Source organism: Variovorax frigidus (genome assembly GCF_051216515.1).
Classification (GTDB): domain Bacteria; phylum Pseudomonadota; class Gammaproteobacteria; order Burkholderiales; family Burkholderiaceae_C; genus Variovorax.
In genome coordinates this window covers 809493-822522 of the sequence record NZ_JBPJZF010000001.1, presented here as the reverse complement: position 1 = coordinate 822522, position 13030 = coordinate 809493, and the positions used below count along the sequence as shown (strand labels likewise).

Below are 13030 nucleotides of genomic sequence, written 5' to 3'. Positions count from 1 at the left end.
ATTCTAGAAAGGGGTTGCCGCCGAAGGTTCGCGCGTTCGCGCAGACGGCCGTGCCGGACGAAGACGCGTCGTTGCCCGGGCCCTCTCGCGAGAGCGCCGGCCGCACCCGACGCCCTACACTCGAAGCTCGCCACAACGAACGTCTGAACGTCTCTCACCGCATTCCATGGAATTCTTCACCCTGGTGGTCCTGATCGCCATCGGCACCTACGTGCTCAAGACGCGGGACCAAGCCCGCCGCATCCGCCTGCTCGGCAGCCACCTCGGCCAGTACCAGATCGAGAAGCTCATGGAGACGCTCACCGATGGCTACCTGCGCTGTCTCGGCGAGACGGACGAGGCACGGCGCGAGCAGATCTGGGCCTTGCTGGCGCAGAGCGAGCTGTCGCTGAGCTCGCAGTTCGACAAGTTCGCCGCGGGTTTCGCCAAAGTCGATGCCGCGCAGACCCGCGTGAGCAAGTTGCCGATCGCCTTGCCCTTCGCCGACCGGCTGCTGCCCGGCGCGACCTTCGACGTGCGGCAGGTGTTCTCGGTGCACGCGCGCGGCATCGCGGCCGTGGCGGCCAACACGGCGCAGCAGTCGCCCCGGGACAAGGCCTTCATGCTGTCGGCAGAGCTGTTCCTGATGCAGCACACCTGCCACTGGTTCTGCCGCTCGCGTGCGGTGGCCTCGGCCCGGCTGCAGGTGCGCCACCAGACCTCGCACGCGATGGCGCTGGCCTCGGTCTCGCCGGCCACGCGCGAGGCATATCGCGCGCTCACCGGAGTCTGATGCCATGGCCCTTTCCGACAAGCTCCAGGTCCCGACCGCCAATGCCGACGGCAGCTTCGCCGCCCCTGTGGCCGACGGCGCTGCCGCGGCCGAGGCGCTGCGCGAGGCCACGGCACGCCACGAGGCGATGCGCGAGCAGCTCGACGCCGTCAACGAACTGCTGGCCAAGCCGCTCAACGAGATCCTGGCCGACCGCGATCACTTCAAGGAGGCCGCCGCCGCCTGGGACGCTTTCGGCGCCATGTGGATGCTGTCGCAGCGCGCGATGAAGCGCGTGGCACTCGACCTGGCCGCGCAGCAGGGCGTGAGCGAGGAAGAGGTGGTGACCCGCGCCATGACCCATGCCAATGCGGTGCTCAACGGCGACGGCGAAGACCTGGGCGGCACGGTGGCCGAAGCGCAACTCGTGCACATCGGGCGGCACAAGGCGATGCTGCGCAAGCAGTTCCGCCAAGGCTAAGGCTGGCTGCTCCCGAGGGTCTGCAAGCACGCCACCACCGCGTCCGCCGCCTCGTCGAGCCGCGGGCCGGCGCGCATCATGACGTCGAAGCGCGCGGGCGGAAAGCTGCAGCTGCGGCCGCGCCTGATGGCGCTCATGCCCGCCCAACCGGGCCGCGCGGCCATCGCGTTCAGGTCGGCGCTGGCCGGTGCCAGCAGCAGGTCGGGGTCGGCCCGCACCACGAACTCGGGGCTGAGGCGCGGGAACGGCCCCATCGCGGCCGGCACGATGTTCGCCAGCCCGAGCCGGGTGAGCGTCTCGCCGATGAACGAGGCCTCGCCGGCGGCAGAAACCCCATGCACCTCGAAGTAGACGCGCCGGCCCTGCCAGCCCGCGGGCACGCGGGCGCGTGCCGCATCGAGCCGGGTTTCGATGCGGCGCCAGGCCGCCTCGCCCGCCCCAGGGTGGCCGGTGAGCTTGGCCACGCTTTCCATCACGCGGCGCATGTCGGCGTGCGAACGCGCGTCGAAGGCCACCACCTTCACGCCCAGCGCTTCGAGCTGGTTGAGCACGCGGCTGCGCGGGCGCAGCAGCACCACGTCGGGCCGCAGCGCGACGATGCGTTCGAGGTTGGCGTCGTCCATGCCGCCGACCCGCGGCAACTGCCTGACCGACGCCGGCCAGTTCGCGTGCCGGTCGACGCCCACCAGCCGGTCGCAGGCGCCCAGCGCGCAGACGGTTTCGGTGAGGGAGGGCACGAGCGAGACGATGCGCTGCGGCGGGCGTGGCAGTTCGAGCACGTGGCCGCGGTCGTCGACCACGGTCAGCGCGGCGGCCTGCGCCAGGCCGGCCAACGCGAAGAAGAGGAGGAGGGAAGTGACGGCGAAACGGCGCATGGGCCCGTACTGTGTCAGATTCCAGATTTGCGCGAGCAACCCCGCGCCAGCGCGCCGCATGGCCGCACCTTATGCTCGGCGCATGGATGCCGCCACCTCCGCGCTCGCCGATTTCACCACCCGCCACCGCCGGCTGTTCGTGCTCACGGGTGCGGGCTGCAGCACCGACTCCGGCATCCCCGATTACCGCGATGTCAACGGCGACTGGAAGCGGCCGTCGCCGGTCACCTTCCAGGCCTTCACCGGCGAAGATGCCACCCGCCGCCGTTACTGGGCGCGCAGCCTGGTCGGCTGGCCGACCATGGCCCGCGTGCGGCCGGGCGCGGCGCACCGGGCGCTGGCGAAACTCGAGGCGGCCGACCGCGTCGGCCTGCTGCTCACACAGAACGTCGACGGCCTGCACGAAGCCGCGGGCAGCCGCCGCACCATCGACCTGCATGGCCGCATCGACACCGTGTGCTGCATGGCTTGCGATACGCGCAGCACGCGGGCCGAACTGCAACAGGCCTTGCGCGAACGCAATCCGCCCTGGGCCGCGCTCGAAGCGCGCGCCGCGCCCGACGGCGATGCCGACCTCGACGGGCTGGATTTCTCGACTTTCGACGTGCCCGCCTGCACGCGCTGCGGCGGCATGCTCAAGCCCGACGTGGTCTTCTTCGGTGAGAGCGTGTCGCGCGATCGCGTGGCCACGGCTTTCGCCGCATTGGCCGACGCCGATGCGGTGCTGGTGGCCGGTTCGTCGCTGATGGTGTATTCGGGCTTTCGCTTCGTGCAGGCCGCGGTGGCCGCGGGCAAGCCGGTGGCGGCGGTCAACCTCGGGCGCACGCGCGCCGACGATCTGCTGACGCTCAAGGTCGAGCGGCCGGTGGGCGAGTCGCTCGAAGCGCTGGCGGAGGCGCTGAGCGCATGAGCGTCAAGGCGCTGCGCGCGACCTTCGGCCCCCAGTGCCACTGGTGCGGTCTCGCGATGGACTTCGAGCCGCCGGCCGGCCGACCCGAGTCGGCCACCATCGAGCATCTCAACGACGCCACGCTGGGCAGCGTGCGCAAGCAGTCGCACCGGCGGCTCTCGCACGCGGATTGCAATCGCGCACGCAACGAGTTTCGGCTGCAGGCCGAACGGCAGTTCGCCGAGTGGATCCGGCAGCGCGTGGCGGCCGCGCAGGCGCCCGAGTCCTGACGCTGCCGCGCGGTGCCGGCTGACGTCTTTGTTGTGTCAGCGTGTTAATGTGAATTCAGTCACCACCCGTGTGCGCCGACGTGCGTGCGTGCGCATCTTCTCTTTCCCCGCGTCTGCCTCAGTTCCTCGCTGGAGGACGATCCCCATGACCCATCCTTGCGCCTCCGCCTGCACCGCCTGCGTGCACACGCTGCTGGGCAGGCGGGTTCCGTCGCCATGAAGAAAAGCGCGGCGAAGATCCTCATCGTCGACGACCAACCGACCAACCGCCGGCTGCTGGAAGCACTGCTGGCGCCCGAGGGCTACACGACCTGGAGCGTGGCCAGTGGCCGCGAGGCGCTGGCGCGCATCGCGCTCGAACCGCCCGATCTGATCCTGCTCGACGTGACGATGCCGGACATGGACGGCCACGCGGTGGCCCGCCTGCTGAAGTCCAGCCTCGCCACCTCCAGCATCCCGATCATCATGGTGACGGCGTTGGTCGATCGGCAGGCGCGCCTGGGCAGCCTCGAGGCCGGCGCCGAAGACGTGCTCACCATGCCGGTGGACCGCTCCGAACTGTGGCTGCGGGTGCGCAACCTGCTCCGGCTCAAGGCCCTGAGCGACTTCCAGCGCAACCATGGCGTCATCCTCGAGCAGGAGGTGCGCACGCGCACCGCCGATCTGCAGCGCTTTCGTACGGCGATGGATGCCACCGCCGACGGCATCTTCCTGATCGATCGCGCGACCCTGCGCTTCGTGGAAGTCAATGCGACCGCCTGCAGCCTCACGGGCTACACGCGCGAAGAGTTGTTTTTGCGCGGCCCGATCGATCTCGGCATCGGCGAGCCCGACGCGGTGCGTGCCATCGTGGAGGACATCGTTGCCGGCCATGAAGCACACCGTCTGGCCGACATCCTGCTGTGCCGCAAGGACGGCGTGATGGTGCCGGTGGAAGTCACCCGGACCGCGCACCGCTTCGGCGACAACTGGGTGGTCGTGGCGGTGGCACGCGACATCACCGAGCGCAAGAAGGCCGAGCGCCGTCTGCACCAGATGGCGTACTACGACTCGCTCACCGGGCTGCCCAACCGGGCGCTGTTCTACGAGGTGCTGGGCAAGGCCATCGCGCAGGCGTCCGACGGGCGCGGCCAGGTGGCCGTGCTGTTCATCGACCTGGACCAGTTCAAGCAGGTGAACGACACGTTGGGCCACCCGGTCGGCGACCAACTGCTGGTGCAGTTCAGCGACCGGCTCTGGGGCTGTCTGCAACTGCGCGATGCGGTCGGGCGGCTGGGCGGTGACGAGTTTGCGGTGATGCTGGTGCGTGATGACCCGCAGGCCGGCGCGATGGCGGTGGCCCAGGCGCTGCGCGAGGCGATCCGCGCACCCTTCGAGCTGGGCGGGCGCAGCGTGGTGTCGACGGCCAGCATCGGCATCAGCATCTTTCCGGACGACGCGAGCAACGCCGAGCAACTGATGCAGTACGCGGACATCGCGATGTACCAGGCCAAGCAGGGCGGCCGCGATGCCTGCCGCTTCTTCACGTCGCAGATGAACGCCGATGCCATGACCCGGCTGGAGCTCGAGATGGCGCTGCGCCGAGCGCTGGACAACGAAGAGTTCGAGCTGCACTACCAGCCCAAGGTGGCGCTTGCGAGCGGCCGCGTCGTCGGGGTCGAGGCGCTGTTGCGCTGGAACCGCCCGGGGCACGGCGTGATTTCGCCCTCGGAATTCATCCCGGTGCTCGAGGACTGCGGGCTGATCGTGCGCGTCGGCGACTGGGTGATCGAAGCCGTGTGCCGGCAGATCCGCCTGTGGCGTGCCTCGCCCATCGGCGACCTGCCGGTGGCGGTGAACGTCGCACAGCGGCAGTTCATCGGGGGCGACCTCGAAGCGACGATCGCGCGCATCCTGGCCGAAAACGACGTGCCAGCCCCTCTGCTCGAACTGGAGCTGACCGAGAGTTCGCTGATGGCCAACACCGCGCACACCGTGTCGGTGCTGCAGAGGCTGCGCCGCCGCGGCCTGCAGATCTCGATCGACGACTTCGGCACCGGCTACTCCAGCCTGGCCTACCTGCGACGCTTTCCGGTCGACAAGCTCAAGATCGACATCGACTTCATCCGGGACATCACGACCCGGCCCGACGATGCCGCGATCACGCTGGCCATCATCGGCCTGGCCCACAGCCTGAAGCTCGAGGTGATCGCCGAGGGCGTGGAAACCGCGGCGCAACTGGACTTCCTCCTGCGGCACGGGTGCGATCAGGTGCAGGGCTACTACTTCAGCCGCCCGCTGCCATTGGCGGCGCTGGAAGCCCTGCTGCACGGCGGCGGGGGCATCGCGCGGCTGGCGACGGCCTGAGGGATGGGCTCGTTTTCACGGACCGAAACGTGTCCGCGTGTTAACGTTGGGGTATCGGACGCGAGCTCCCGGGTTCGCGTGCACCTTTCCATGCAATCCCCTGTTCGCCTCAATTCCGGGGCGGCGGCGTTGGTGGAGAAGGTGGCGGACTTCGACCGCGCCGATGCGTCGTGTCGGTGCGATGCGCATCACCGCCCGCCGACCTCCACGGAATATCCTCTTGGCTCTCGTCCTGATCATCGAAGACAACCCGGCGACCATGAAGTTGGCGTCGTTGCTTTTGCACAACGCCGGTCATGCGACGTTGCGAGCGTCCGACGCCGAGCGTGGGCTGACGCTGGCCTGCTCCGAGCAGCCCGACCTGATCCTGATGGACGTGAAATTGGCGGGCGTGGATGGGCAGGCGGCGACAGCGCTGCTCAAGGCGACGCCGGCCAGCGCCGGCATTCCCGTCATCGCATTGACGCCGACGACCATGGACAACGAGCAGCAGAGGACCGAGGCGGCCGGCTGCGATGCCTGCATCGTCAAGCCCATGCGCTACCCCGATCTCTACGCGACGATCGATGCCCTGCTGGCCAGGAAGCGCGCGGCCGTTCCGAACGAGATGTGACCGGGCGGTTCAGATCGTGTCCGCACGATCGACGAATGCCTTGAACTGAAGCGCTGACGGGGGATTCCGCGATTCCCCGGGTTCGGCCGACCCGATGCCTCGCCCGATCGATGCCCGACAGGCACTCTATCGCGTGATAGCTGCGCTCGCGGTCCGCGACGGCATGAAGGCGGTGCCGCCGTCGCGCCCGGCGATGTGCAGGTTCGCCACAACCGGCGGTGTCTCGGCCAGCAGCACGCCCTTGCGGTACACCTTGAGTCGCGTCGCCCGCAACCGGATTGCCTCGACCGGATCGCGCGCTTGCAGCAGCACGAAGCTCGCGTCGCAGCCGGCTTCGAGGCCGTAGTTCGGCAGGTGAAAGACCTTGGCGGCGTTGGTCGTCACCGCATCGAAGCAGCGCCGGATGCCGGCCTGGCTGGTCATCTGCGCGACGTGCAGGCCCATGTGCGCCACCTCGAGCATGTCGCCCGAGCCCATGCCGTACCAGGGGTCCATCACGCAGTCGTGGCCGAAGGCGACGTTCACGCCCGCGGCCATGAGTTCGGGCACGCGCGTCATGCCGCGGCGCTTGGGGTAGGTGTCGTTGCGGCCTTGCAGTGTGATGTTGATCAGCGGGTTGGCGATCACGCTCACGCCGCTCTCGGCAATCAGCGGGATCAGCTTGCTCACGTAGTAGTTGTCCATGCTGTGCATCGAGGTGCAGTGCGAGCCGTTGACCCGGCCCTGCAGGCCCAGGCGCTGGGCCTCGAAGGCCAGCGTCTCGATGTGGCGCGACAGCGGGTCGTCGGACTCGTCGCAGTGCATGTCGACCAGCTTGCCGCGCTCGGCCGCGATCTCGCACAGCAACTTCACGCTGGTGGCGCCGTCGGCCATGGTGCGCTCGAAATGCGGAATGCCGCCCACCACGTCGACGCCCTTGTCGAGCGCGCGCTTCAGGTTGTCGAGCCCGCCCTTGCTGCGCAGCACGCCGTCCTGCGGGAAGGCCACCAGCTGCAGGTCGAGGTAGGGCGCGACGCGGCGCTGGACCTCGAGCAGCGCATCGACCGCCAGCAGGCTCGGGTCGCTGGTGTCGACGTGCGTGCGGATCGCAAGCAGGCCCTTGGCCACGGCCCAGTCGCAGTACGCCAGCGCGCGCTCGATCAGCGCCTCCTGCGTGAGCAGCGGCTTGAGCTCGCCCCACAGCGCGATGCCTTCGAGCAGCGTGCCGCTTTCGTTGACGCGCGGCAGGCCGTAGCTCAGCGTGGCGTCCATGTGGAAGTGCGGATCGATGAAGTGCGGCGTGAGCAACTGGCCCTGCGCATCGAGTGTCTGGTGCGCCGGCGCGTCGAGGCGGGCCATGACCTCGGCGATGCGACCGTCCTGCACGGCGATCGACATGCCGGTGCGGCCGTCGGGGAGGGTGGCGTTGCGTACGAGCAGGTCGAGCATGGGCGGTGCGATTCTTTGGGGTGATCGGGGGGTGCGGGGATTATCGGCCGCGTCCCGTTCAGCGCAGCGCCAGCGAACCCAGCCGCGCCACGATCAGGTCGTGCAATGTCTGCGCCGCCACCGACAGGCTGCCTTCGCGCCGCTGCACGATGTAGACCGTGCGCTTCAGGCCCGGCAGGGGCAGCGGCCGCGTGACCAGCGTGTCGCGCTGGAAATGGAACAGGGTGAGGGCCGGCACCACGCTGATGCCCAGCCCGGCCTCGACCAGGCCCATGACCGTGGCCAGGTGCTCGACCTCGAAGGCCGTGTGGAGCCGCAGCGGATGCAGGGCCGCGTCGAGCGACTGCCGCACGCTGCTGTGACGCGCCATCTGGATGAAGGGCCAGGGCGCAAGCTTGCGGGCATTGAGCCTGGATTCGGTCGCGAGCGGGTGGTCGGCGCGGCACACCAGGTGGAAGCCGTCGCTGCACAGCTTGCGGCTGCGCAGGTCGCTGGCTGCTGCGCTGCCGGCGCCCGAGGCCGCCAGCGCGAAATCGGCCTCGCCGCTGCGCACGCGCGCGATGCAGGCGTCGGACAGCGCATCGTCCAGGCCGACCGTGATGCCGGGCCAGGCGGCCATGAACTCGGCGAACACCGCGGGCAGCCAGCCGGCCGCGAGCGAGGGCAGAGCGGCCACGCGCACCCGGCCTGTGCGGCGCTCGACGTGGTCGGCCAGGTCGGTGACCGCGTCGCGCATGTCGTCGAGCAGGCGCTGCGCCGCGGGCTCGAACAGCCGGCCCTCGGGCGTGAGCTGCACGCTGCGCGTGTCGCGGTCGAACAGGCGCGCGCCCAGCGCCTCTTCCAGTCCGCGGATCAGCGCGCTGAAGGCCGGCTGAGACAGGTGGCACAGCTGGGCCGCGCGCGTGAAGTTGCGCTGCGCCGCCAGCGCGACGAAGGCGCGCAACTGGCGCGACGAGAGCTCGGGTGTTTTCATGTTGGTGATCCGAATTTCAGATGAATCAATCTGAATTTTCGATTTTACGGATGGCTATTGCAGCCCTACATTGAATCCAAGACGAGACAAGAGAAAGCGCCATGACAGCCCAGGCCACCTTAGCCCCACCCTTGCTGATCGGCTGCGCCGCCGGCTTCTCCGGCGACCGCACCGACGCGGCCGGCCCGGTGGTCGACACGCTGATCGCCCGGCTCGCCGACGGCCCTGCGGGCCAGCGCGCCTTCCTGATCTTCGAGACCCTCGCCGAGCGCACGCTGGCGCTGGCGCAACTTCGCCGCCGCGCCGACCCCGAGGCCGGCTACGAACCGCTGCTCGACGCGATGCTGCGCCCGGTGCTGGCGCGCTGCCTCGCGCACGGCATCCGCATCGTGAGCAACTTCGGCGCGGCCAACCCGCGCGCCGCGGCCCGCCACATCGCACGCATGGCGCGCGAGCTCGGCCAGCCAGCCCCGCGCATCGCGGTGGTGGAGGGCGACGACCTCTCGTCGCCCGCGCACCAGGCGCTGTTGCGGGCGGAACTCGGCGCGGCACTCGACGGCCTGCGCATCGTCAGTGCCAATGCCTACATCGGTGCCGAACCCATCGCCGCCGCGCTCGACGCTGGCGCGCAGATCGTGGTCTGCGGCCGCGTGGCCGATCCCTCGCTGACCGTCGGCCCCGCGATGTCGCACTTCGGCTGGGCCGCCGACGACTGGGACGTGCTGGGCCGCGCCACCATGGCCGGCCACCTGCTGGAATGCGGCGCGCAGGTCTGCGGCGGCTACTTCGCCGATCCGGGCTTCAAGGACGTGCCGGGCCTGGCCGAGGTGGGCTTCCCGATCGCCGAGATCGCGGCCGACGGGCAGTGCACCGTCGGCAAGTCGGCCGGCACCGGCGGCTGCGTGACCGAGGCGACCGTCAAGGAGCAGCTGCTCTACGAAGTGCACGACCCGGCCGCCTACCTCACCCCCGACGTGGTGGCCGACATCGCCGAAGCCGAGGTGCAGACGGCGGGCACCGACCGTGTGCTGCTGAGCGGCGTGCGCGGTCATGCGCGGCCCGACCACTACAAGGTCAACGTCTGCCACGAGGGCGGTTGGCTGGCCGAGGGCGAGATCTCCTACGCAGGCCCGCGGGCCGAGGCGCGCGCCCGGCTCGCGGCCGATGTGCTGCGCCAGCGCCTGCGCGGACTCGACCTGCGCGTCGACCTGATCGGCGCGATCAGCATCCTGGCCGACGACGCCGGCCGTGCGCTCGCGGCCACACCCGACGGCGGCGCGCGCGACGTGCGCCTGCGGGTGGCAGCCACGCATGCCGAGCGCGCCGAGGCCGAACGCCTGGGCCGCGAGGTGATGGCGCTCTACACCTGCGGCCCGGCCGGCGGCGGCGGCGTGCGCAGCACGCTCACGCCACGGCTCAACACCCTTTCCTGCCTGCTGCCGCGCGATGCGGTGCCGGTCGGCTTCGCGTTCGTGGAGGGCGCACCGGCATGAACACGCTCACTGTTCCCCTCTACCGCGCCGCCCATGGCCGCACCGGCGACAAGGGCGACCGCTCGAACATCAGCGTGATCGCCTGGCACGCCGAACTGTGGCCGCTGCTGGTCGAGCAGGTCACGCCCGAGGCCGTGGCCGCGCAGTTCCGCCACCGTGCACCCCACCGCGTGCAGCGCTTCGTGCTGCCGAAACTGCAGGCGATGAATTTCGTGCTCGACGCGGTGCTCGACGGCGGCGTGAACGACGCGTTGAACCTCGACACGCACGGCAAGTCGCTGTCCTTCCTGCTGCTGGACTTGCCCCTCGTGGTGCCGGCCGACTTGCAGCACCGGCTCATCGGCCCGTCCGAAGGCTGATTCCTTTTCGATTCCAAACTCAGGAGACAACACGCATGAACCACATCCATTCGATCGCCTTCGCCATCGCCGCGCTGGCCCTGGCGCCCGCCGCCAGCCAGGCCCAGGGCAGCTTCCCCGACAAACCGATCACTTTCGTCGTGCCCTTCGCGGCCGGCACCGCCACCGACCAGATCGCGCGCGCGCTGGGCAACGGCATCACGGCCGAATCGAAGCAGGCCGTGGTGATCGACAACAAGGCCGGCGCCAGCGGTTTCATCGCCTCGCAGTTCGTCGCCAAGGCCGCGCCCGACGGCTACACCGTGCTCATCACCACCAACACCACGCATGCGGCCAACGAGCACCTGTACAAGAAGCTGCCCTACGACCCGGTGAAGGATTTTTCGCCCGTCGCCGCGCTGGGCAAGGGCGGCCAGATCATGGTCGTGAACCCGTCCTTCCCGGCCAAGACCGTGGCCGAGTTCGTCGCGCTCGCGAAGAAGGAACCGGGCAAGTACAGCTTCGGCAGCGGCAGCTCCTCGAGCCGCATGGCCGGCGAACTGCTGCAGCAGATGGCCGAGATCCAGCTGCTGCACGTGCCCTACAAGAGCAACACGCTGGCCGTGACCGACCTGCTGGGCGGCCAGATCCACATGATGATCACCGACACCGCGACCGGCTTGCCGCAGATCAAGGCCGGCAAACTGCGCGCGCTGGGCGCGTCCGGCGCCGTGCGCTCGCCGCTGGCACCTGACGTCCCCACCATTGCCGAAGCGGGCGTGAAGGGCTACGAGATGGGTTACTGGTTCGCAGCCTACGCGCCGGCCAGGACGCCGCCCGCGGTGGTCAAGCGTCTGAACGAACTGCTGGTGAAGGCCGCGAAGAGCGAGGCTGCCAAGGCCGCGTTCTACGAGCCGACGGGCACCGAGGTGTTCACGAGCTCGCCCGAAGAGCTGGCGAAGTTCCAGGTCGGTGAATCGCAGAAGTGGGGCCGCATCGTCAAGGCCGCCGGGATCACCCCTGAGTAACTAACCCCACCCCCCGAAGCGCCTTCGGCACTTCCCCCTCGAGGGGGCGATACCGGCGGCCCGGCAAAGCCGGTTCCGCGGTATCTCTGGAAAGGAACGGGAGGCGGGGAGAGCGCGCGGTCTTGCGCGCCCTGAACTCAGTCGCGCTGCTGTTGTTCCAGCGCGCGGTTCAGCCCCAGCGCGCCCAGCGTGCAGGCGGCGCCGGACAGCAGGTAGACGCTGACGTAGCCCAGCCCGAAGTGGGCCGACAGGCCGAGGGCCACCAGGGGCGCGAAGGCCGCGCCGACCAGCCAGGCCACGTCGGCCGTGAGGGCGGCACCGGTGTAGCGGTACTTGGCCGGGAAGTTCGAGGTCACGGTCCCCTGGGCCTGGCCGTAAGACAGACCCAGCAGCACGAAGCCGACCAGGATGAAGGTGTCCTGGCCGAAGGCGCCGCCGTCGAGCAGCGTGGGCGCGAAGCCGCTGAACACCGCGATCAGCACGGCCAGCGAGCCCAGCGTCATGCGGCGGCCGATGCGGTCGGCGATCTTGCCGGACGCCACCATCGAGGCCGCGGCCAGGGCCGCGCCGATGATCTGCACCACCAGGAACTGGCTGACCGACTGGTCGGAGTAGAGCGTGATCCACGACAACGGAAAAATCGTGACGATGTGGAACAGCGCGTAGCTGGCCAGGGCTGCGAAGGCGCCGATCACGATGTTCACGCCCTGCGAGCGGCCCAGTTCGATCACGCCGGTGGGCGCCAGTTCGCGCTCGTCGAGCAGGCGCGAATACTCGGTGGTCGCCACCAGCCGCAGCCGTGCGAACAGGGCCACCACGTTGATTGCGAAGGCCACGTAGAAGGGATAGCGCCAGCCCCAGGTGAGGAAGTCGTCCGAGGTCAGGCTCGACACCAGGTAGGCGAACAGCGCGCCGGCCACGATGAAGCCCACGGGCGCACCCAACTGGCCCAGCATCGCGTACCAGCCGCGGCGGTTGGCCGGCGCATTGAGCGCCAGCAGCGAGGGCAGGCCGTCCCAGGAGCCGCCCAGCGCCACGCCCTGGGCGATGCGGAACAGCGACAGCAGCACGATGGCGGCCGGGCCGATGCTCGCGTAGCCGGGCAGGAAGGCGATGCCGGCGGTGGCGGTGCCCAGCAGGAACAGGGCCGAGGTCAGCTTGGCCTCGCGGCCATACCGGCGCTGGATGGCCATCGACAGCGCGGTGCCGAAAGGGCGTGCGATGAAGGCCAGTGCAAAGACCGCGAAGGCGTAGAGGGTGCCCGTCAGGCGGTCCGCAAAAGGAAAGAAGATGGCGGGAAACACCAGCGCCGACGCGATGCCGTAGACGAAGAAGTCGAAATACTCGGAGGCACGCCCGATCACCACGCCGACGGCGATCTCGCCGGGGTGGACATGCGTATCGGCGCCAACCGCGCGGGCGATCTCGCCGTCGGGCGAGGATTCGCTGTTGTGTGTACCGATGGAGGTCGTCGTCATGGGCTGTTCGCGGTTCTGTTCCGGGTGTCGTTGCGGCAACGCAGAGC

General features: G+C 69.5%; 13 protein-coding genes. 9 read left to right on the top strand and 4 right to left on the bottom strand.

Annotated features, from left to right (window positions below):
* The first annotated feature begins 166 nt into the window (after positions 1-166).
* Together ACSFBC_RS03885 and ACSFBC_RS03880 are read left to right on the top strand one after the other, a co-directional pair.
* Positions 167-772, top strand: coding sequence for a hypothetical protein (locus ACSFBC_RS03885; protein ID WP_435508980.1), 606 nt, complete (start codon positions 167-169; stop codon positions 770-772).
* Between the two features lie 4 nt (positions 773-776).
* Positions 777-1232 carry a hypothetical protein gene (locus ACSFBC_RS03880; protein ID WP_435508979.1) on the top strand — a complete coding sequence of 152 codons (456 nt, stop codon included), beginning with the start codon at positions 777-779 and terminating at the stop codon, positions 1230-1232.
* Here ACSFBC_RS03880 and ACSFBC_RS03875 read toward each other — a convergent pair.
* Positions 1229-2107 carry an ABC transporter substrate-binding protein gene (locus tag ACSFBC_RS03875; RefSeq protein ID WP_435508978.1) on the bottom strand — a complete coding sequence of 293 codons (879 nt, stop codon included), beginning with the start codon at positions 2105-2107 and terminating at the stop codon, positions 1229-1231. The two genes, ACSFBC_RS03880 and ACSFBC_RS03875, sit on opposite strands and share 4 nt — an antisense overlap.
* Before the next feature lie 82 nt (positions 2108-2189).
* Here ACSFBC_RS03875 and ACSFBC_RS03870 point away from each other — a divergent pair, with 82 nt between their 5' ends.
* From ACSFBC_RS03870 to ACSFBC_RS03855, 4 genes are all read left to right on the top strand, one after another.
* On the top strand, positions 2190-3017 hold the full coding sequence (locus ACSFBC_RS03870) for an NAD-dependent protein deacetylase (protein WP_435508977.1): 828 nt from the start codon (positions 2190-2192) through the stop codon (positions 3015-3017).
* Complete coding sequence (locus ACSFBC_RS03865; protein ID WP_435508976.1) at positions 3014-3286, top strand: hypothetical protein; 273 nt, start codon at positions 3014-3016, stop codon at positions 3284-3286. Before ACSFBC_RS03870 ends, ACSFBC_RS03865 begins: the two co-directional genes overlap by 4 nt.
* A 216-nt stretch (positions 3287-3502) precedes the next feature.
* Positions 3503-5632 (top strand): EAL domain-containing response regulator, encoded by a 2130-nt coding sequence (locus tag ACSFBC_RS03860; RefSeq protein WP_435508975.1) that lies wholly within the window; start codon positions 3503-3505, stop codon positions 5630-5632.
* Between the two features lie 220 nt (positions 5633-5852).
* Positions 5853-6245: a response regulator gene (locus ACSFBC_RS03855; RefSeq protein WP_435508974.1), complete on the top strand. Its 393-nt coding sequence runs from the start codon at positions 5853-5855 to the stop codon at positions 6243-6245.
* Between the two features lie 126 nt (positions 6246-6371).
* On the opposite strand, the gene ACSFBC_RS03850 is transcribed toward ACSFBC_RS03855, so the two are convergent.
* Both ACSFBC_RS03850 and ACSFBC_RS03845 read right to left on the bottom strand, forming a co-directional pair.
* Positions 6372-7673, bottom strand: a complete 1302-nt coding sequence (locus ACSFBC_RS03850; RefSeq protein ID WP_435508973.1) for an amidohydrolase family protein — start codon at positions 7671-7673, stop codon at positions 6372-6374.
* 58 nt (positions 7674-7731) lie between these two features.
* Positions 7732-8646, bottom strand: coding sequence for a LysR family transcriptional regulator (locus ACSFBC_RS03845; RefSeq protein WP_435508972.1), 915 nt, complete (start codon positions 8644-8646; stop codon positions 7732-7734).
* A gap of 101 nt (positions 8647-8747) precedes the next feature.
* Here ACSFBC_RS03845 and ACSFBC_RS03840 point away from each other — a divergent pair, with 101 nt between their 5' ends.
* The 3 genes from ACSFBC_RS03840 to ACSFBC_RS03830 are packed head-to-tail and all read left to right on the top strand — an operon-like array spanning position 8748 to position 11505.
* Complete coding sequence (locus tag ACSFBC_RS03840; RefSeq protein ID WP_435508971.1) at positions 8748-10139, top strand: acyclic terpene utilization AtuA family protein; 1392 nt, start codon at positions 8748-8750, stop codon at positions 10137-10139.
* Positions 10136-10498, top strand: a complete 363-nt coding sequence (locus tag ACSFBC_RS03835) for an AtuA-related protein (protein WP_435508970.1) — start codon at positions 10136-10138, stop codon at positions 10496-10498. Before ACSFBC_RS03840 ends, ACSFBC_RS03835 begins: the two co-directional genes overlap by 4 nt.
* 35 nt (positions 10499-10533) lie before the next feature.
* Positions 10534-11505: a Bug family tripartite tricarboxylate transporter substrate binding protein gene (locus ACSFBC_RS03830; RefSeq protein ID WP_435508969.1), complete on the top strand. Its 972-nt coding sequence runs from the start codon at positions 10534-10536 to the stop codon at positions 11503-11505.
* 137 nt (positions 11506-11642) lie between these two features.
* Here the strand turns inward: ACSFBC_RS03830 and ACSFBC_RS03825 are convergent, their stop codons facing one another.
* A complete protein-coding gene (locus ACSFBC_RS03825) occupies positions 11643-12983 on the bottom strand; it encodes an MFS transporter (protein ID WP_435508968.1) in 1341 nt (446 codons plus the stop codon).
* Positions 12984-13030 lie beyond the last annotated feature (47 nt).

What these genes read in the sequence shown, in the direction of transcription:
- ACSFBC_RS03825 (WP_435508968.1), bottom strand. Translation starts at nt 12,983, where the DNA reads ATGACGACGACCTCCATCGGTACACACAACAGCGAATCCTCGCCCGAC.
- ACSFBC_RS03845 (WP_435508972.1), bottom strand. Translation starts at nt 8,646, where the DNA reads ATGAAAACACCCGAGCTCTCGTCGCGCCAGTTGCGCGCCTTCGTCGCG.
- ACSFBC_RS03865 (WP_435508976.1), top strand. Translation starts at nt 3,014, where the DNA reads ATGAGCGTCAAGGCGCTGCGCGCGACCTTCGGCCCCCAGTGCCACTGG.
- ACSFBC_RS03830 (WP_435508969.1), top strand. Translation starts at nt 10,534, where the DNA reads ATGAACCACATCCATTCGATCGCCTTCGCCATCGCCGCGCTGGCCCTG.
- ACSFBC_RS03840 (WP_435508971.1), top strand. Translation starts at nt 8,748, where the DNA reads ATGACAGCCCAGGCCACCTTAGCCCCACCCTTGCTGATCGGCTGCGCC.
- ACSFBC_RS03875 (WP_435508978.1), bottom strand. Translation starts at nt 2,107, where the DNA reads ATGCGCCGTTTCGCCGTCACTTCCCTCCTCCTCTTCTTCGCGTTGGCC.
- ACSFBC_RS03885 (WP_435508980.1), top strand. Translation starts at nt 167, where the DNA reads ATGGAATTCTTCACCCTGGTGGTCCTGATCGCCATCGGCACCTACGTG.
- ACSFBC_RS03835 (WP_435508970.1), top strand. Translation starts at nt 10,136, where the DNA reads ATGAACACGCTCACTGTTCCCCTCTACCGCGCCGCCCATGGCCGCACC.
- ACSFBC_RS03880 (WP_435508979.1), top strand. Translation starts at nt 777, where the DNA reads ATGGCCCTTTCCGACAAGCTCCAGGTCCCGACCGCCAATGCCGACGGC.
- ACSFBC_RS03870 (WP_435508977.1), top strand. Translation starts at nt 2,190, where the DNA reads ATGGATGCCGCCACCTCCGCGCTCGCCGATTTCACCACCCGCCACCGC.
- ACSFBC_RS03850 (WP_435508973.1), bottom strand. Translation starts at nt 7,673, where the DNA reads ATGCTCGACCTGCTCGTACGCAACGCCACCCTCCCCGACGGCCGCACC.
- ACSFBC_RS03860 (WP_435508975.1), top strand. Translation starts at nt 3,503, where the DNA reads ATGAAGAAAAGCGCGGCGAAGATCCTCATCGTCGACGACCAACCGACC.